Here is an 18,695-nt window from a genome sequence, read left to right on the forward strand (position 1 = left end):
CTTTTTTGCGTGTTCGCGCCGCGTGCGCAGGCCGGCATCAGCGGCTGTTTACCACAGCCATTTGCGCAGCCGCAGCATCCGCCGCCGGCTGGGCTCCAGCCGGCTCACCACTTCGCCGGCCATCTTGTCGGCCAGCGCCAGGCAGCGCTCGTAAGCGGCCTCATCCAAAGGCTCGGCGCTGAATTTGGCCTGCACCGCGTATTCCTGAAATTCCCGCAGCTCCTCGTAATCGATCCCCAGCAGGCGGTTGGGCACACTTTTGGCGTACCAGCTGTACTTCTTTCCCCGCGGGTGCCGCACACCGGCAAAGCCAAACAGGGTGGTCACATACCAGTACAAATAGCGCACACAGTCGCTGTAATCGCCGCTGTGCACCGCCCGCCGTATGGCCTGCAGCCGCGCAAAACGGCGGTACAACACCCACAGCACCAGCGCCACCACAAACAGCGCCGCCGCCACCAGCAGCAGATCGATAGCCATGCGCCGGTCCAGCCGCTGGGCCAGCAGCTGCAGCCGGGTGGGCGGCTCTACCTCGGCAGAGCTGCCGCCGCTCTTATAGCGGGTCACCCGCACCGGCAGGCTCTCAACGTCCAAATTTGCACTGCTCTGGCGGACCTCCGGCAAATTGTCCTGTACGTTTTCGTAGCCGGGGGTCACCTCTACCGGCTGCCAGCCGATCCCATCTACATACACCTCTACCCAGGCGTGCTGGGCCGCATCGGTCACCGGCAGCTCGTATCTCACCGCCGTCAGCGACTGCCCCGAAGCCAGATCGTGCAGGGTCGCGCTGCCCTTTTGGTAGTCCTTAAAAAAGTCGGTGGGCGCTATGACATATCCCTCCGCATAGCGGGCGGGTATGCCGGCCGCGCGGTACATCATCACCGCAGCCGAGGCAAAATGCGCCGAAAAGCCCTTTTTGTTGGTGCCGATAAAGTACTCGATAAAGTCCTCTCCCTCCGGCACCTCGCCCGGCTGCTCATCATAGGTGTAGTGGCTCTGCATATAGGCCTGCACATAGCTGGTAAACCGGTCCAGGCTGCCCAGCTGTGCGTACAGCTCGGGGGTGAACTGGGCCTTTATCTCCTCCAGTCCGCTCTCGGGCAGCTTGGTGTAGAGCTTTTGCGCCTCTTTCTGGTAGAGCGGTTGCCGCTGCATAAAAAAGCGGGTCTGGGCGTCCTCATTGGCCCCCTCTTTTCCCTCTCTGACGTAGGGGATCTCGGTATTTAGCCCCTCCAGCTTGCCGGTGGTGTAAAAATCCTGCTCGTAGGTGTTCATCAGCCCAAACCACGGCAAGATCACCCCCGCGTCGGCGTCCAGGTCCAAAAGCGGGACCATACCGCCGCTGCCGTCGGGGTAAGCGGGGTAATACGGCATATAGTTCAGGCGCCGGGTGGTCTTATTGCGTATCTCTTTGTGCTTCACGATCATCGTCGACTGGTATACCGGCTGCTTGTTCACCTGCTTTTGGGTCTCGTACTTCAAAAACTCGCCGGCCAGGTTCTGCGGGTAATAGCCCTCGTCGTAAAACGACTTCGAGAGCGAGGCGCGCAGCTGGCGCTCCTCCTTGTCGGTGATCGGCCCCCACTGGGTACCGGTATAGGTGCTGCCGGTGTAGCCCTTTAAATACAGCGTGTTGCCCCAGTTAAAGGTGGTCACCTCCATGTCCACCTTGCCCTTTTTCTCAAAGGTGTCCATGTGGGTCAGGTCGCCAGAATTAAAGGTGGGCACCGCATATTCTCTCTTCTCCAGCAGCTTTACCATAAAGTGGTTCAGCGTGGTGCGAAACTCCACAAACGAGTCCTTGTTATACAGCGTGGGCGAGAACACCAAAAAGCTCACCGCCGCGCAGATGCCGGCCACCAACACCAGCAGTGTGCCGGCCGGCAGCGACATGGCCCGCCGGCCCGCCCCGTTTTGGTAGCGCACCTGCCACACATAGCGCTTTTTCACCTGTCTGGCGGCAAAGTCGCTCTTTTTGCTGCCCGGCCGCCAGCCGGCAAACACGTGCATCCCGGCAACGGCCAAATAGGTCACCGCCAGCACAGCCATCCAAAAGCCGCTGGGCGGCAGACCAAAATACATGCCGATAGCCAGCAGCGGAAAAGTGGCGGCAAAATACAGGTAAAAGTTGCGCCGCCACACGCTGCACACCGCCACCAAATACCCCACCGCCAACATGAGCACCACGGCAAACTGAAAGGTGTACTGCGGCAGGGTCATCTGCGGCGATATCGTGGGCCCCAGCACCAGCTGGGCCGATACGGTGTTGATCTTCTCCACGATCTGCGAGATCGTATACAGCATCCCGTAGTAGATGCTCTGCCCCATCACCAGCGCCGCCGCCAGCAGTGCGCCGCCCAGTATCGCCAGCAGCTTGGGCTTTTTATAGGCCGCCAGCGCAAACAGCGCCGTGCCCGCCCCCACGATGGGGTAGAGCAGCAGCGTATCCACGCCCATATCGCCGTACAGCCCGGTCAGCGCAAACCAAAACGCCGCCACGCAGCACAGCGCCCACAGCATATACCACAGCCACCCCAACCGCTTGGGCGGCTGTGGCTGCGGGTAGCGGGGGGGCAGCTTCAGCCGAAAATCGCGGTCCTCAATAAAGAACTGCGGCTCCTCTTTTTTCTTTTTCAGTCGCCGCCACAACTGCCGTATCATCTGCCCACCTCCTCTTTTTTCTCTCGGCTAAGCGCCCACCCGCTCACAGCACCAGGTCCATAAAGTCCGGCTGCGGGTCGGCGGCGTCTATCTCGATAATGCGGTACCGGTCCCAAACGGGCGAGTCCTCCGGCTGCCCCACGTGGCAGTAGAACATCACCGTCTTGCGCTGCAGCGAGTAAGGCAGGTTGTCCAGCTCCTCAAACAGCTTGGGGGTGATGTACAGCACCCGGTTGGCCTGCACGCGCGCCGGGTCCTTTACCATCTCTTTGGCCATGAGCGGGGTCTCCCAGTACAGGCTGCCGGTAAACATCTCCGACATGGCGGCAAACAGGTCCCCCTCATCGGCTATCTCGGCGCTGCAGGGCCCGCCGCCGGCGTGGTCAAACCAGTGCAGCTGGTGCTCGATGCCCGACTGCAGCAAAAACAGCGACATCATGTAGGTGGTCTCCAGCACCCCATCCACGCAGCTCTTGTCGTCGGGGGTGTAGCGCGCTGGACAGTACAGCTCGGTGTAGATGGCCACCGAGTTCTCGATGGGAAAGCTGGCCTGCCGCACCATCACGTCGCTCGTCTTGGCGCTCAGCTTCCAGTGGATGCGGTGCATCTTGTCCCCCGGCCGGTACTCGCGGATGACAAACGTCTCCGAGGCGTCATCGCCCGGCTTATAGGGCGAAAAATGGGTCACGTCGTCGCTGGAGCGCAAAAAGTCGTCGCTCAGGTGCATGCCCAGGCTGTCGGGCACGTAGGGCAGCACCGTCACCGTGTTGATGAGCGTTTTCCGCGCGCGCCCCGCCGTCAGGCGAAAAAAGTCCAGCACCCGTATACGGCCCACCTTCAGCTGCAGGTTGCCCACGTGCATGGGCTGCAGGTCCACCTGCAAAATGCGCTTTTCCTTGGGCTTTAGCGGCACCTCCAGCAGCAGCGTCTTCTCCTCGGCGTAAAAGCCGTACTTGATCTGCAGGGTGATCTCCACAAACGGCATCGCCATCTTCGAGTCGTTAGACACCTGCAGCTTGATGGGGATGTCTCTGCCCCGGTTGCCCAAAACGTCGCGGGTGTCCAGCCAAACCCGCACCTGCTCCCGCAGCGCGTTCACATACAAAAACAGGCCCAGGGGCAGCACCAGGCAAAACCCCAGCCCCAAAAAGGACACGTAGTTTTGGTACATGATAAAAAACCACACCATCACCAGGCACAGCACGCCGTAGGTGATCCTGGAACGCCTCATCCGGCCGCCCCCCTCTCTATTCCCATAAATGCTCTATCGCTGCCGTGGTGCGCTCACGGCGCCTCGCTGGGCTTTACCACCGGCGGCACATCCACCTGCCCCACCGCGTCGGCCAGCACCTGTTCTACCGTCAGGTTATTTACCTTGGCCCGCGACGAGAGCACCACGCGGTGGGCGGCCACATCGGTGAACACGTCCTGCACGTCGTCGGGGGTCACGTAGCTGCGGCCGTACACATACGCCGCCGCCTTGGCCATGCGGATCAGGGCGATCGAGCCGCGGGGCGACAGCCCCAGCTCAATGCGCGGGTGCTCGCGGGTGGCGGCGGCCAGGTCGGCTATGTAGGCGTAGATGGCGTCGTCCACGTGCACCGCCTCCACCTCTTTTTGCATCTGCAAAATGTCGGCGATCTGCACCGCCGGCTCCAGCGTGTCCAGCGGGTTGTGGTCGTGGCGGCGCTTGAGTATCTCGATCTCGCCCGCGCGGTCGGGGTAGCCCATGTTCAAGCGGATGATAAAGCGGTCCAGCTGGCTCTCCGGCAGCATCTGGGTGCCGATAGAGCCCACCGGGTTCTGGGTGGCGATGACCACGTAGGGGCTGGGCATGGGTCTCGTCACCCCCTCCACGGTGATCCTGCCCTCCTCCATCACCTCCAGCAGCGCCGACTGGGTCTTGGAGCTGGTGCGGTTGATCTCGTCGGCCAAAAACAGGTTGCAAAACGCCGCGCCGGGCTGAAAGCGAAACTCCCCGCTCTCCTTGTCGTACATAGAAAAGCCCACTACATCGGTGGGCAGCACATCGGGCGTAAACTGCAGGCGGGAAAATTCCAGCTGCATCGCCTTGGAAAACGCCAGCGCAGTGGTGGTCTTACCCACGCCGGGTATATCGTCGAGCAGGATATGTCCCTTGGCCAAAATGGCCATCAGTATCTTGGCGACCGCATCGTCTTTGCCCACCACCGCATGTCCCACCGCCTGCATGATCTTTTCGGCACGCTGGTTGTATTTCATAAAAGAAGCCCCTTTCTATCCGCTATTTATTGTCTTATTATAGACCTGCCGCACCACAAGGACAAGTTTCCTTACAGGTCTGTCATAATTTTTATACATATTATCCAAACACACTGCACCTCTTTTTAGCCAAAGGTATACAGACCCACCCCTGTAAAAGAACAGCGGCAGCCGCCGCCTTCCGGTACGATATGCCTGTCGGCCCGCCGGTGCAGTACTCTTTTTGCACTGCAACTGTGCACTCTGCGTGATTTTACGCAAAATATTTGGCACTGTTTCAGGACATATGTCCTATCATTTGGCCGGTCGCGCTCTTACAATAAAGGCAGAAACAAAGTCCTACACCAACAGCCAAAAAGGAGATGCGACTATGGATACCAAAAGAAAGATCATCATGGACGTAGATACCGGTTCTGACGACGCTATCGCGCTGGTCATGGCCATGCTCTGCGAAGACTTCGACTGCCTGGGCATCTGCTCCGTCAACGGCAACGTAGAGGTCAAGCTCACCACCGACAACTCGCTGCGCGTGGTCGAGTGCTGTGACAAGCAGGGTCAGGTCAAGGTGTATAAGGGCTGCGATCTGCCCATCGCCTCTACCCTCATGCCCTGGACTGCCCAGTCCCTGCGCCCCTTCCCCACCCGTGAGGGCACCCGCGAAGGCCAAACAGTGGTCCACGGCGACCATCTGCCCCTGCCCGCCCCCACCATCAAAGAAGAGCGCGACAGCGCCGTCGTCTGGCTCATCAACACCCTGCTCGACTCCGAAGACGGCGAGATCACGCTGGTCCCGGTCGGCCCGCTGACCAACGTCGCAGTCGCCATGCGCGCCGATCCCCGCATCATCCCCAAGATCAAAGAGATCTTCATCATGGGCGGCGGCCACCTGGTCAACAACTCCTCTCCCGCGGCCGAGTTTAACATCTGGGCCGACCCCGAGGCGATGGAGATCGTGCTGCAGTCCGGCTGCAAGATCACTATGGTCCCGCTCGACGCCACCCACCAGGCCTACATCACCGTCGACGAGGCCCAGAAGATCCGCGCTATCGGTACCAAACCCGCACAGCTGGTGGCCGACCTGGTCGAGTCCCGCACCGCCGGCTACGGCGTCAACGACGCCGAGATGAAGGCCCTCAACGCCGCCCCCATCCACGATGCGCTGGCGCTGTGCGCCGTCTTGCACCCCGAGTGCTTAAAAGATGTGCTGCACGTCAACTGCCACACCGATATCTCCCGCGGTTTCGCCTACGGCCAGACCATCATCGACCGCCGCGTACGCGTCAACCCCGAGCCGAAGAACTGCTACTTTGCCCTGGGCGCCGACAAAGACGTGTTCTACAACTGGGTGATGGATGTTTTAGAGAAAGACAAAGCCAAAAGAGGTCTGTAATCGCCCGGCCCCAAACGCCACATAATAAACGCCACATAATAAAGGAGTGGGTACCAGCTCGGTACCCACTCCTTTTATCTGTATTCTCGTTGATCCCTGATCTATTTTGCCTGCAGCGAGCGCTCAAACTGGTCGAGCACCTCTTTGTCGGGCGCCTTATCCAAAAGCGACGCCACGATCACCGCCACCAGCGCCAAGGCAAAGCCCGGCACCAGCGAGTACAGGCCGGTCCCCGCCAGCAGGGGCACGTTCTCCCATATCAAAATGGTCGCACCGCCCACTACCATGCCGGCGATCGCGCCTTTCAGCGTCATCCGCCGCCAGAACAGCGACAGCAGGATCACCGGGCCAAAAGCGGCGCCAAAGCCCGCCCAGGCGTACGACACCAGCCCCATCACCGAGCTGTTGGGGTCCAGCGCCATGATGAAGGCCAGCACCGAGATGGCGATGACCGAGCCGCGGCTCACCCACATCAGTTCCCTGTCGCTGGCGCCGGGGCGGAACAGCGGCTTGTAAAAGTCGTTGGATACCGCCGACGCCGTCACCAGCAGCTGGCTGTCGGCAGTGCTCATCACCGCCGCCAAAATGGCCGACAGCAGCACCCCGGCGATCAGACCCGGGGCCAGCCGGCCCACCATCTGCATAAACACCACCTCGGCGCTGGCGGTGTCGGTGTACTGGATTCCCTGACCCGACAGGTAGGTCCGCCCCACCATGCCGATGATGACCGAAGCCCCCAGGCTGATGACCACCCAGATCATGGCGATCAGCCGCGATTTTTTGATCAGCCGCTTCTCGCGGATAGCCATGAAACGGGTCAGGATGTGGGGCATGCCGAAGTAGCCCAGGCCCCAGGCTAAACTCGAGATGATCGCCACCCAGCCCAGCGGGCCGGAGGCATTTTTAAACAGGTTGGTGAAGGTGCCGCCCTCCAGCGCCGACAGCGTGGCCAGCGAGAAGTCGGGGGTGCGCAGCACCGCCAGCACCGGCACGATGACGATGGCGCAGAACATCAGGATACCCTGGATCAGATCGGTCCAGCACACCGCCAAAAAGCCGCCCAAAAAGGTGTAGGCCACGATGACGATGGCGCCGATGGCCAGCGCCAGCACATAGTCGTCCATGCCCAGCACATACATCACCAGCTTGGCGCCGGCGTTAAAGGCCGAGGCGGTGTACACCAAAAAGAACACGAAGATGATGATCGCACAGATGCAGCGCACCAGCTTCGACTTGCTCATGAACCGGTTTTGCAGGTACTGGGGGATGGTGATAGAATCACCCGAGATCTCGGTAAAGCTGCGCAGCCGCCCCGCCACGATCTTCCAGTTTAGATAGGTGCCCAGCCCCAGCCCGATGGCGATCCACGAGGCGCTCAGCCCCGATATGTAGGCCGCCGCCGGCAGGCCCATCAGCAGCCAGCCACTCATGTCCGAGGCCTGGGCGCTGATGGCCGTCACCCAGCTGCCAAGGCCCCTGCCGCCCAAAAAGTAGTCCGACAAGTTGCTCGACTTGCTGAAAAAGAAAATGCCGATACCCAGCATCAGCGCCAGGTACAGGATGAATGTGATGAGTACAGATAAGTTGGTCTGCACGCGCATCTCCTCCTCTTTTGCTCATATTTTTCACGCCGCTGCTCACCGCAGTGGGGCCGCACAGCGCCGCGCTCCTCTGCCCGCAGCCGGCAGTGCCCCGCGCCCCGTCTTTACCGGGGCGGCCGCCGGGCACTGCCAGCACACGGTATTTTATTATACTGTATTTGCCAGAAAACTGCAAATACCGCTCTCTCATTATGCAAAATATTTTGCTCACAGCTCTTCACAGCTCTGCCTCTCAGCCCGTCCACGGCCATTTTGCATCCGCTAAAAAAAGCGGCCGCCGCCCGTTTTTGACGGATGGCAGCCGCCCTGTTGCAGGCGCGGGCGTCATTTCTTTTGGGGGTCGCTGCAGCACTGGGCCAGCAGCGCCTGCATCTGGGCCCGCCCCAGCCCGCCCAGCACCAGCAGGTCGCCGCCGGCGATCACCGTTCCCCCCTTGGGGATCACCGTCTCCTCCCCCCGCACGATCATGGTGATGAGCAGCTCCGGCGGCAGCCCCAGGTCCCGCACCGCTTTGCCGCACCAAAAATCTCCCTGCACCACCGGCAGCTCGATGAGCTGCACCTTCTCCTGGTCCTGGTAGTCGGTAAAGGTCTTCCACACGCCGCCGCCCTCTTGGTCGCCCACCAGGCCGAGCTTGCGGGCCAGCACCGGCAGCAGCGTCCCCTGCACCGCCACCGAAAACAGCGCCACACAGAAAACGATGTGAAAGATGTCCAGCCGCATGGGCACGCCGGCGTTCATGGCCATCACCGCAAACACGATGGAGGCCGCCCCCCGGATACCCGCCATCGACACGAAAAACTGCTGCCGCAGCGGCACCTTGAACCAGCTCAAAATGGCCAGCGTGGCCGCCGGCCGCGCCACCAGCGACAAAAAGGCGGTGATCGCCACCGCGGTACCCAGCAGCGCCGGTATCTGCGACGGAAAGGCAAGCAGCCCCAGCACAAAAAAGATCAGCACCTGCGCCAGCCAGGTGATACCGTCAAAAAAGTGGACCAGCTCCACCTTGTGTAAAATGCGGCTGTTGCCCAGCACGATGCCGGCCACATACACCGCCAGGTAGCCGTTGCCGCCCAGCAGCTGAGCCAGCGCATAACAGCCCAGCGCCACCGCCACCAAAAAGGTGGTGTGCAGCCCCTTTTGCTCAAAGCTCACCCGCGAGAGTACCGCCGTGGCCAGCACCGCTACCAGCGCCCCCACCGCCAGCCCAAACAGCACCTGCGAGAGCAGCTGCAGCGGCACATTTTTCTGCCCCCGGCCGCCCATGGCCGCCAGCACGATCGCCGTGAGCATGTACGAGGTGGGGTCGTTGCTGCCGCTCTCCAGCTCCAGCAGCGAGGCCAGCCCGTGCTTGAGCGACAACTTCTTCGAGCGCAGGATCGAAAACACCGAGGCGGCGTCGGTAGAGCTGATCACCGAGCCGATGAGCAGGCTCTCGTATACCGAGAGCCCCAACACGCCAAAGCAAAACAGCGCCGTGATGCCCGCCGTCAGCACCACGCCCAGGCTGGCCAGCAGGATCGCCTGGGCGGCCACCGGCCGGGCCTCTTTCCAGCTGGTGCCAAATCCGCCGTAAAACATGATGAACACCAGCGCCACCGAGCACACCTGTTCGGTGAGCTGGTAGTTGTCAAACGGCAGCCCAAACACCCCGTCCGAGCCGAAGATCATCCCCAGCACGATAAATAAAAACAGCACCGGCACCCCCAGCCGGTAGGATAACCGGCTGGAGCCGATGCAGATGAGCAGCACCACGGCCACCAGTAATAAAGCTGTATAGATCCCCATCAAACAGTGCTCCTTCCCTGTCTGCCCCCACTATGGAGGTGTGTGTGTTCGGCAAAGAGGTGTGCACACAGGCGGCGGCCGCCGCCCATTTCCTACCCAGTTACTATCATATTAACAAAAAAGCCAGAAAATGTCAAAATCGCGCCCCTGCACCTCTTTCGCCATCCGCCGGCGCGCCGACCTCAGCCCACCGTCTGCGCTCTATCTCCCGCCATCCCGCCTCCCTTTTTCCCCGGCAATATCCCGCCGGTACCGGCGGCAGCAGCCGGGCGCCCCAACACCCCACCCCCGCTGCCGGTGCACCGCAGCGCCCCCACACAGCGGGATGCCCGGCCCTCTATCCAGCGCCGCAGTGGCAAAACAAAAAAGGCACGCCGGCCAACGGCCGCGTGCCCCCATCTCCACTTTGCATCCAGCCGGGCTCTACGCCCCGCTACAGCTCCCGCTTGATCTTTTCCAGCGCCCCTTTTTCCAGCCGCGATATCTGCGCCTGCGAGATGCCGATCTCCCGCGCCACCTCCATCTGGGTCTTGCCGCCCAAAAACCGCAGCGAGATGATGCGTTTCTCCCGCTCGTCCAGGTTGCTGATGGCCGTCTTCATCGACAGCTCGCTCTGCCAGTCCCGGTCATCCGAGCTGTCCCCCACCTGGTCGATGACATACAGCACGTCACCGCCGTCGGCATACATGGGCTCGTAGAGCGAGACCGGGTCCACAATGGCCTCCAGGGCAATGACCACGTCGCTCACCGGCAGGTCCAGCTCACCGGCCAGCTCGGTGGTGGTGGGTTCCCGGCGGTGGGCGGCGGTAAAGGCCTCCTTGGCCTTCATGGCTTTATAGGCGGTGTCCCGCAGCGAGCGCGATACCCGTATGGGGTTGTTGTCGCGCAGGTAGCGCCGTATCTCGCCGATGATCATCGGCACCGCGTAGGTCGAAAAGCGCACCTTGTGGATGGGGTCGAAATTGTCGATGGCCTTGATCAGGCCGATACACCCCACCTGGAACAGATCGTCCAGGTTCTCGCCCCGGCTGGCAAAGCGCTTGATCACGCTGAGCACCAGCCGCAGGTTCCCCGCGATCAGCTGCTCGCGGGCGACCATGTCCCGCTTTTCCCGCAGCCGCAGAATGAGCGCCTGGTTCTGGGCCTCGGTGAGCACCTTTAACTCTGCGGTATTCACCCCACAGATCTCCACCTTGTTTTGGTACAACTGCCGCAACCCCTTTTCACTGTTTTACAGTGAGAAGTATGGCCGCGGCCCGGTGCGAACATGCACTGCCGGCCTCTGGCAAAGATTGTTATACTGCCCGCTCCATCAACGGCGGCGCACCTGGTAAGCGCGCCGCTGCCGCCTGTACGAGATGGCTGTTTTTTTAAATGATGATCGCCCGCAGATCTCTTTACACCAGTCCAATACCAGCCCAACACCCGCCCAACATCCGCCGAGCACCGGCCAGACACCAGTCTAGCACCCGCCTGTTTTGCCCACCGCCTTACCAGTCAGCGGCTCATCAGTCCGCCCGGCAGTCCGTCTGCTCCGCACAGCACGGATCTTATCCCCACCCCAGATACTTTTTGCGCCTGTGCGCTCTGCATGAATTTTCGATCTCAAAAGAAAAGGCAAAACACTGCCAGTACCCACCAGCACACAAATCAGCACACCCCAAAACAAGCCAGCACCCACCCGTGCCCGCCGGCGCCCCGTGTCGCTCCCCCACTGCCAGCCGTCTCTGCCCCGGCAGCGCGCTCACCGCGCGGCAAACGCCCCTACAGATCTCCATAAAGGCCCACCTCCCGGCCGCTTACGGCAGTGCCGGCCCTCATCCGCACAACTTGCCGCCTATCCCCCCTAGCGGTGCCCATGTCTTATACAGATAGAATGCCCAGACCACCGCCCCCATGACCAGCCGTAACTGGCTGCAACCGGCCACATCCAGCCCAACCGGCTCAGCCATTTTTTCACTACATGAATTTTCGATCTCTAAAGAAAAAGCAAAATACCTCCAGCACCCACCGGCACAAGTCAGTATTCGTCAGCGCACCACCAGCACACCCCAGCACAACCCAAAACAAGCCAGCACCCGTCCGTGCCCGCCGGCGCCCCGTGTCGCTCCCCCCACTGCCAGCCGTCTCTGCCCCGGCAGCGCGCTCACCACACGGCAAACGCCCCTACAGATCTCCATAAACTTCCACCGCCCGGCCGCTTACGGCAGTGCCGTCCCTCATCCACACAACTTGCCGCCTATCCCCCCTAGCGACGCCCATGTCTTATACAGATAGAATGCCCAGATCACTGCCCCCATGACCAGCCGTAACTGGCTGCAACCGGCCACAGACAACTCAACCAGCCCGACCACTGTTTCACAACATGAATTTTCGATCTCTAAAGAAAAAGCAAAATACCTCCAGCACCCACCGGCACAAGTCAGTATTCGTCAGCACACCACCAGCACAAGTCAGCACACCCCAAAACAAGTCAGCACCCACCCGTGCCCGCCGGCTCCCCGTGTCGCTCCCCCACTGCCAGCCGTCTCTGCCCCGGCGGCGCGCTCACCGCGCGGCAGACATCTTACAGATCTCCATAAACTTCCACCGGCCAGCCGCTTACGGCAGTGCCGTCCCTCATCCACACAACTTGCCGCCTGTCCCCCTTAGCGGCGCCCATGTCTTATACAGATAGAATGCCCAGACCACTGCCCCCATGACCAGCCATAACCGGCCGTAACCGGCCACAACCAGCCCGACCAGTCCAACCAACCCGACCACTTTTTCACTGCGCCGCCGGCCAGCAGACCCGTCCGCCCCCCTCTATTTATAGAGGGGCGTCTCTCCCCACCTGAACACACCTCAACACATCTCTGCCCGTCTCTACCGGCCCGCCCACGGCAAACAGGGCGAAAAGCCAAGCTGCCGTCCCGGCAGCTGCCTCTCACCTCGCCCGCAAATATAGCCGGTCCCCCCGGCCCATCGGTCTGCTACCGGTCCCGTTCTCTCACCCGGCGGCAGGTCTGGTCCACAAAGGTATCCTTACTTTTCAGCGCATCTAAGTCAATGTTCAAAACTTTGGCAATATGAACAACGATACTCAATCCGGGATTGACCTGACCCATCTCCAGCCGCTGATAGTACTTGATCGAAATGCCACACAGCTCAGCCATCTGTTCTTGGGTCAGACCGCTGGCGTCTCGATAGCGGAACACCTGTCGAGAAAATTCAACATTTACAGACATAAAATACCTCCTATCACTAGGATTTTATGTCTACTATTGCATAAATCAACCGATGATTGGGGGTTGACAATACCAATTGTCACTGCATGTCACTATGCTAGTGGTTATTCTACGATACTCCACTCATTAACCTATGATTTTATGCAACATTTTCAGTTGTTCACCGCTCCACTACCTTTTTACCACTCTGCTGCACCCCGCCCCTTTTTGTGTCCATACCCCGTTTTTAACGCTCTAAAAGCAGAATATAACGCCTTTTTATAGAGGCATAACATCAACTTATGCTTATAAGGCTTTTTTCACACCTCTAAAGTCGCTATCCATACTTGCCGACGCCTTTCGGCCCGTCAAAAAAAGCGCCGCAGCCATCCGCTGCAGCGCTCACGCTCCGTTTATAATCCGTTTCTTTTTCTGTCCTGCCTCCATCGCCCCGCTGCCGCGGCCACTGCGGACGCCCGCCGGGCCCCTGAAAACGCGCCGGGCCCCTGGGCTACCGGCTGCCCGCCCATGCGCGCTGCACCCGCTCCTTTACCCGGTAGTACACCCGCACAAAGCTGCCCGCCACCACAATGCCCACCACAATGGCTCCGGCCACCTGCACCGTGTGCAGGCCGGTGGCCAAAAAGGCGGCGGTGTCTCCGGCCATCCCGTACTCCATGGTATAGTAGATGCCGCTGCCCGGCACCAGCGGCAAAAACGATACCACCAGGTATACCGACGCCGGCGTCTTGTGTCGGCGGGCCATCAGCTCACTGTATAAAGTCACTGCGGCTGCCGCCACAAAGTTGGCCAAAATATCTCCCTGGGGCAAAAGCCCCACTACCGCCAGGTACACCGCCCAGCTCAGGCTGCCCCCCAGCGCGGCAAACAGGATCTTTTTGCCCCGCAGCGAAAAAGCCACCCCAAAGCTCAGGCAGGCGGCAAACACAAATACGCAGGCCCACACATCCGCCATCTACACCACCCCCAGTACCGGCTGCAGCACCGCCAGCATCACCGAAACGCCCACCGCGATACCGGCGCCGATGAGCAGCGCCTCGGTCACCTTAATGGTGCCCGCCAGCGCATCGCCGGCCATAAAGTCGCGCAGTGCATTGGTGAAAACGATGCCCGGCACCAGCGTCATCAGCATGCCGATGGTGATCTTGTCCGCCGCCGCCCCCGGCAGCCAGGCAGCCGTCAGCTGGGCGATGGCCGAGCCCGCCGCCGCGCACAGCAGGTTTACAAAAAAGGCGTTTTGGCGTATGCCCCGCAGCGCCATCCCCATACCCCGCAGCAGCGCGCCGATCAGCCCGGCCACCACCGCGTCCTGCCAGCTGCCGCCAAAAAACAGTGCAAACGAGGCGGCGCCGGTGCCGTACACCAGTATCTGCAGCCAGCGCGGGTAACCGGGCCGGGCCGCGATCGCCGCCAGCCGCCGGTCTATCTGCCGCGTATCGCCGGGCGCGGCGCACAGGTCGCGCACCAGCTGGTTATACTGGTCCACCAGGTCCAGGTTGGTGTCGCCCACTCTGGTCTGGCGCATCTTGCTCACCGATGGCGCCCCCGGCAGCGACAGCGTCAAAATGATCGCCGACGGGATCACAAAAGCCGAGAACTCGCTGGCGCCGTACGCCCGCCCCAGCCGGCGCAGCGCCTCCTCCACCCGGTACACCTCGGCCCCGTGTTCCAGCAGTCCCGCGCCGATACACAGCATCCGGTCAACAAGCGGCTGCGCGTCGGCAGCCGGTGTCTCTCTATCTGGGCTCATCTCTCTTTTTCCCCTCTCTCCGGCGGCGCTATTTGCCAAATAGCCACTGGGTCAGCTCGTCCAGCAGCAGGTCTCTGCCCTGCAGGTCCTGGGTGTAGTGGGCCATGGGCACGTTGTCGGTGATGATGCCGTCCGCCCCGCAGGAAAAAGCCTTTTGTATCGTCCCCTCCGAGTTGGTGGTCCAGGCAAACACCCGCTTGTGTTCCAGGTGGGCGGCAGCTACCATCTCGCCGGTCAGCATGCTGGTCTCCACGCTGAAGGCGTCGATCCACTGCATGTCATAGCGGTCGGCCACCAGCAAAGCCGAGATGTACACCGTGGGCAAGCCCGGCTGCAGCTCCTTTACCTGCCTGAGCAGGTCCAGGTCCATCGAGGCCAAAACGCATTGCCGCATCATGTCGGCGTCTTTGATGGCCGCTATGGTCCTGGCCACCAGCTCCCGGTCGTGGCCGGTGCTCTTGAGCTCGATCATCAAGTCTATGCGCCCCTTGGCCGCCTTTAGCATCTGCGGCAAGCTGGGCACCGGCTCGCCGGCGTATTCGGCGCCAAAATAGCTGCCGGCGTCGTAGCGCTGCACCTGCTCCCAGGTCACCGCCCACACCGGCCGGTCCACCCCCGCCGTGCGGGCAAAGCTGGTGTCGTGCAGGATCACCAGCGCCCCGTCGGCGGTCTGCTGCACGTCGATCTCGGCCATGTCCGCCCCGTCGGCCACCGCCCGGTCCAGGGCGGCCACCGTGTTCTCGGGGGCAAACAGGCTGCCGGCCCGGTGGGCCACGATATAGGGGTCGTACCCGGCCGGGGCGGGCAGGTAACCGGCCATCTCGCTCTCGCCAAACAGCCCCACCGCCAGCAAGCTGCACAGCACCGCCACCGCCTGGCGGCCCAGCACGTACCAGCGGCGGCGGGGGCGGCGGTAGGGCGGCCGCTCGGCGCCCATACAGCGGTAGTAAAAAGCCACTACCGCCGCCACCAGCACCACCGTGGCAAACACCGGCAGAGCCACCCGCACAAAGCTGGCCCCGCTGCCGTAGAGGCTGCGAAACGCATAGCGCGCGGCGCTGCCGCTGTAGCGCAGCTTGGTGTAAGCCGCCAACCCGCCTACCGCCGCGGCCAACAGCGCGCCGGCCGCCAGCCAAAACAGCGCCGTCGTCAGCAGTATGCGCCCCAGTGCCCGGCGCATGTTGCTCCGCAGCAGGCGCCAGCTGGTCTTGATCGAGGAAAAAAAGTGCTCCTCTCCCAGCACCATGGCCGGCATCCCCAGCAGGTAAAAAAACAGCAGCGCGCAGCTCAGCGCCACCAGCGCGATATACGCCGCCGTGAGCGCCTTGCTCTGCCAGATAAAATCGGTGATGAACTCCGGCAGCTGCACCTGGGGCAGTATCCCGCCGGCCAGTGGCCAGGCAGTCAGGGCAAACAGCGGCAGCACCAGCAAAATGCCGATGTTGCGGGGCAAAAACAGCCGCATGGTGCGCACCGCCGCCCGGCCGCACAGGCTCCACACGGCGGTGCGCTGCCGCTGCCAGCCGGCCTGGCAGTAGCACAGCTGCCATACCATCTCAAACAGCAGGTACAGCCCCAGCAGCAGCCCCGCCGCCAGCAGCAGGGCCACCGCCGCCGGGCTGTGCAGCAGCTGCCCCAGCGTCTGCTGCCCCAAAAAGGTGAGCCCCGATACCCGTATAGCCCGCCGCAGCAGCGCGTTCAGGGCCGGCAGCACCACTGCAAACCCCAGCAGCTTATAGAGCACCTCAAACAGCAGCAGCGTGCTCCCGCCGCGCAGCGCGATCGAAAGCACCTGCCGCGCCTCAGCCCACGATCTCTTCACAGCGCGCTCATCTCCCCCAACTTCTGTGTGCCCATTGTAGCGCATCGGGCCGCCGGCCGTCAAACGGCACCTCCGCCGCCCGTCCCCGCCGGTCTCCCCCTCACAATATGCCCCATCCGGCGCCCCGCTAAAGCCCGCCGCGCCACCCGGCCCCCCTCTTTGCAGCGGGCCGGTCGGTTTTGCTGCCGGCTCGGCACGCCAAAACAGGGCCGGCGCGGCCCCGTGTGCCGCCCAGCCCTGTACCGCCCGCGATCAGATCACCTTCTCCAGCTCTCCCCGCAACCGCTTGATGATGCGCTTTTCCAGCCGCGAGATGTACGACTGCGAGATGCCGATCATCGCCGCCACCTCTTTTTGGGTGTGCTCCTTGTAGCCGCCCAGCCCAAAGCGCATCTGCATGATGATGCGCTCCCGCTCCGGCAGCCGCTGTACCGCCTCCACCAGCACGCCCCGCTCGGTGGCCTGCTCGATGCCGCGGCCCACACAGTCGGGCTCGGTGCCCAGTATGTCCGAGAGCAGCAGCTCGTTGCCGTCCCAGTCCACATTCAGCGGCTCGTCGATCGAGAGATCCTGGTGCTTGTTCGACGCCTTGCGCAAAAACATCAGGATCTCGTTCTCGATACAGCGGGAGGCATAGGTGGCCAGCTTGATATTTTTGTCCGGCTTAAAGGTGCCCACCGCCTTGATCAGGCCGATGGTCCCGATCGATATCAGGTCCTCCACCCCCACCCCGGTCGACTCGAACTTCTTGGCGATGTACACCACCAGCCGCAGGTTGTGGACGATCAGCTTCTCGCGGGCCCACTCCTCCCCCCGCTCCAGGGCGGCAAATACCGGCCCTTCCTCGCTCTTTTGCAGCGGGGCCGGCAGCACCTCCGGCCCGTTTATGTAGTGTACATGTCTGCCCAAAAATATCTTTTGCAGCAGTCGTATCAGTGCATGCATCTTTTTCCTCCCTCGCTCTCATCTCACACGGCCGGTCTCTGTTTTTTACCGTGTGCGCTCCCATCGCTCCCGCAGCCCCCGCCGCCGGTATCCGCCGCCGGGGCCGCTCTTTTCTCTGTGCGGGCGCCCGCCGGTCCGGCCGCTCTCTATCGTCTCTCTGTCACGGCGCCACGATCTGTGGGCTCAGCAAAAAGCTGCACCCCTCCTGCCCTATAGCGTGCCCCACAATGCCCACCGCCACCCGGTCGGTCTGTTTTACACACTGATCGCCCTCAAATATCTGCAGGCTGTCCGGGTAAAAAATGGGCAGCAGCCCCCCGCCCGACACCGTGTGGTAAGGAATGAGCAGCAGCCCGGCCGGGCTCTCTTCGCGGGGGTGCTGCAGGTACCGGCGCTGCTCGGGGGTCAGCAGGTCCTCCACGCTGGCGCGATCGGCCAGCACCACCGGCACCATGCGAAACGGGTCCTGCAGGCTGTTGCCGGTATCCACAAAGCCGGTCCCCTGGGCGCTGGCTGATCCTTTTTGTACCCGCACCCGCACCTTACGGTTTTGAAAGCGCCCCAGCAAAAAGCTCACGCACTCCACCAGCAGATAGGCGATGCCGGCCAGCGCCACCAGCACCGTAATGGGCAGGTCAAAGTACAAAACGCCGTTTATGTAGGCCAGCTTGCCCGGCGAAAAAGCCATCTCCAGCCCCACCATCAGCCCGGCAAACAAAAAGTTTACCGCCAAAAAGTACAGCGTATTTTTAAGCAGGCCCCGCCAGCCGGCAAACGGCAGCCCCAACACCACCGTCGCCAAGCACAGCGCCACCTTCAGCCACAGGCTATTGAGCCCCGGCACCAGAATAAATACCGACAATACCCCCGACAGCGCGCTGGCCCCCAGCAGCCGCAGCCGGCTGGTGGGCTGGTGGGTAAAGTAGGTGGTGGCCGACAACAGCAGGTAATTGAGCACCAGGTTTATCACCACCAACACGTCCACGTACACCGTCACCGCATCTCCCCCTCTCCTGCTCAAAGTATTTAAAAGCTGCTCAAAGCAGCTCTCGGTACTTCTGATGATAGACCGCCCGAGGCTAGACATTTGTCAAATAGTGGCAATCAGTTCCGGCGGCGGCTGCCGATCATTGGCGGTGTGATTTATATAGCCTGCACATTTTCTCCATGCAGAATGTACACAAAACACGAAAATACGCCGGTGGGACAATTGTCCTTTTTTCTCTCCCCACCACTTTGCTATACTCTATAAGTAAGAGATACCCCTCAC

Annotated in this window: 13 protein-coding genes; 1 reads left to right on the forward strand and 12 read right to left on the reverse strand. The window is 61.7% G+C overall.

Annotated features, from left to right (window positions below; genetic code table 11):
• Window positions 1-48: 48 nt before the first annotated feature.
• Genes C6Y32_RS13025 through C6Y32_RS13035 form a run of 3 tightly spaced genes read right to left on the reverse strand, consistent with a single transcriptional unit; the run spans window position 49 to window position 4,902 of the window.
• Window positions 49-2,661: a transglutaminase-like domain-containing protein gene (locus C6Y32_RS13025; RefSeq protein WP_105205698.1), complete on the reverse strand. Its 2,613-nt coding sequence runs from the start codon at window positions 2,659-2,661 to the stop codon at window positions 49-51.
• Window positions 2,662-2,704: 43 nt separating this feature from the next.
• Complete coding sequence (locus C6Y32_RS13030) at window positions 2,705-3,892, reverse strand: DUF58 domain-containing protein (RefSeq protein WP_105205699.1); 1,188 nt, start codon at window positions 3,890-3,892, stop codon at window positions 2,705-2,707.
• A gap of 53 nt (window positions 3,893-3,945) precedes the next feature.
• Window positions 3,946-4,902 (reverse strand): AAA family ATPase, encoded by a 957-nt coding sequence (locus C6Y32_RS13035; RefSeq protein WP_105205700.1) that lies wholly within the window; start codon window positions 4,900-4,902, stop codon window positions 3,946-3,948.
• A gap of 370 nt (window positions 4,903-5,272) precedes the next feature.
• Between C6Y32_RS13035 and C6Y32_RS13040 the strand changes: the two genes are divergently transcribed.
• Complete coding sequence (locus C6Y32_RS13040; protein WP_164998282.1) at window positions 5,273-6,292, forward strand: nucleoside hydrolase; 1,020 nt, start codon at window positions 5,273-5,275, stop codon at window positions 6,290-6,292.
• Window positions 6,293-6,393: 101 nt separating this feature from the next.
• Here C6Y32_RS13040 and putP read toward each other — a convergent pair whose 3' ends face one another.
• From putP to C6Y32_RS13085, 9 genes are all read right to left on the reverse strand, one after another.
• Window positions 6,394-7,893: a sodium/proline symporter PutP gene (gene putP / locus C6Y32_RS13045; protein WP_105205702.1), complete on the reverse strand. Its 1,500-nt coding sequence runs from the start codon at window positions 7,891-7,893 to the stop codon at window positions 6,394-6,396.
• Between the two features lie 324 nt (window positions 7,894-8,217).
• Window positions 8,218-9,681 carry a potassium/proton antiporter gene (locus C6Y32_RS13050; protein WP_105205703.1) on the reverse strand — a complete coding sequence of 488 codons (1,464 nt, stop codon included), beginning with the start codon at window positions 9,679-9,681 and terminating at the stop codon, window positions 8,218-8,220.
• A 433-nt stretch (window positions 9,682-10,114) separates the two neighbouring features.
• Window positions 10,115-10,888: an RNA polymerase sporulation sigma factor SigG gene (gene sigG / locus C6Y32_RS13055; RefSeq protein WP_105205704.1), complete on the reverse strand. Its 774-nt coding sequence runs from the start codon at window positions 10,886-10,888 to the stop codon at window positions 10,115-10,117.
• Between the two features lie 1,765 nt (window positions 10,889-12,653).
• The gene (locus C6Y32_RS13060) at window positions 12,654-12,908 is read right to left on the reverse strand and encodes a helix-turn-helix domain-containing protein (RefSeq protein WP_105205705.1); all 255 of its coding nucleotides are present in this window, start codon (window positions 12,906-12,908) and stop codon (window positions 12,654-12,656) included.
• A gap of 490 nt (window positions 12,909-13,398) precedes the next feature.
• Entirely contained in the window at window positions 13,399-13,863 is a 465-nt protein-coding gene (locus C6Y32_RS13065) for a threonine/serine exporter family protein (protein WP_105205706.1), read from the reverse strand.
• Window positions 13,864-14,658: a threonine/serine exporter family protein gene (locus C6Y32_RS13070; RefSeq protein WP_105205707.1), complete on the reverse strand. Its 795-nt coding sequence runs from the start codon at window positions 14,656-14,658 to the stop codon at window positions 13,864-13,866.
• Window positions 14,659-14,686: 28 nt separating this feature from the next.
• Window positions 14,687-16,480, reverse strand: coding sequence for a glycerophosphodiester phosphodiesterase family protein (locus C6Y32_RS13075; RefSeq protein ID WP_164998283.1), 1,794 nt, complete (start codon window positions 16,478-16,480; stop codon window positions 14,687-14,689).
• Window positions 16,481-16,732: 252 nt separating this feature from the next.
• Window positions 16,733-17,425 carry an RNA polymerase sporulation sigma factor SigE gene (sigE, locus tag C6Y32_RS13080; protein WP_105205709.1) on the reverse strand — a complete coding sequence of 231 codons (693 nt, stop codon included), beginning with the start codon at window positions 17,423-17,425 and terminating at the stop codon, window positions 16,733-16,735.
• A 160-nt stretch (window positions 17,426-17,585) separates the two neighbouring features.
• Window positions 17,586-18,422: a sigma-E processing peptidase SpoIIGA gene (locus tag C6Y32_RS13085; RefSeq protein ID WP_164998284.1), complete on the reverse strand. Its 837-nt coding sequence runs from the start codon at window positions 18,420-18,422 to the stop codon at window positions 17,586-17,588.
• Between the last annotated feature and the right edge of the window lie 273 nt (window positions 18,423-18,695).

The sequence above is a fragment of the Neobittarella massiliensis (ex Bilen et al. 2018) genome (assembly GCF_900289145.1).
In the GTDB taxonomy this organism is placed as follows: domain Bacteria; phylum Bacillota; class Clostridia; order Oscillospirales; family Ruminococcaceae; genus Neobittarella; species Neobittarella massiliensis.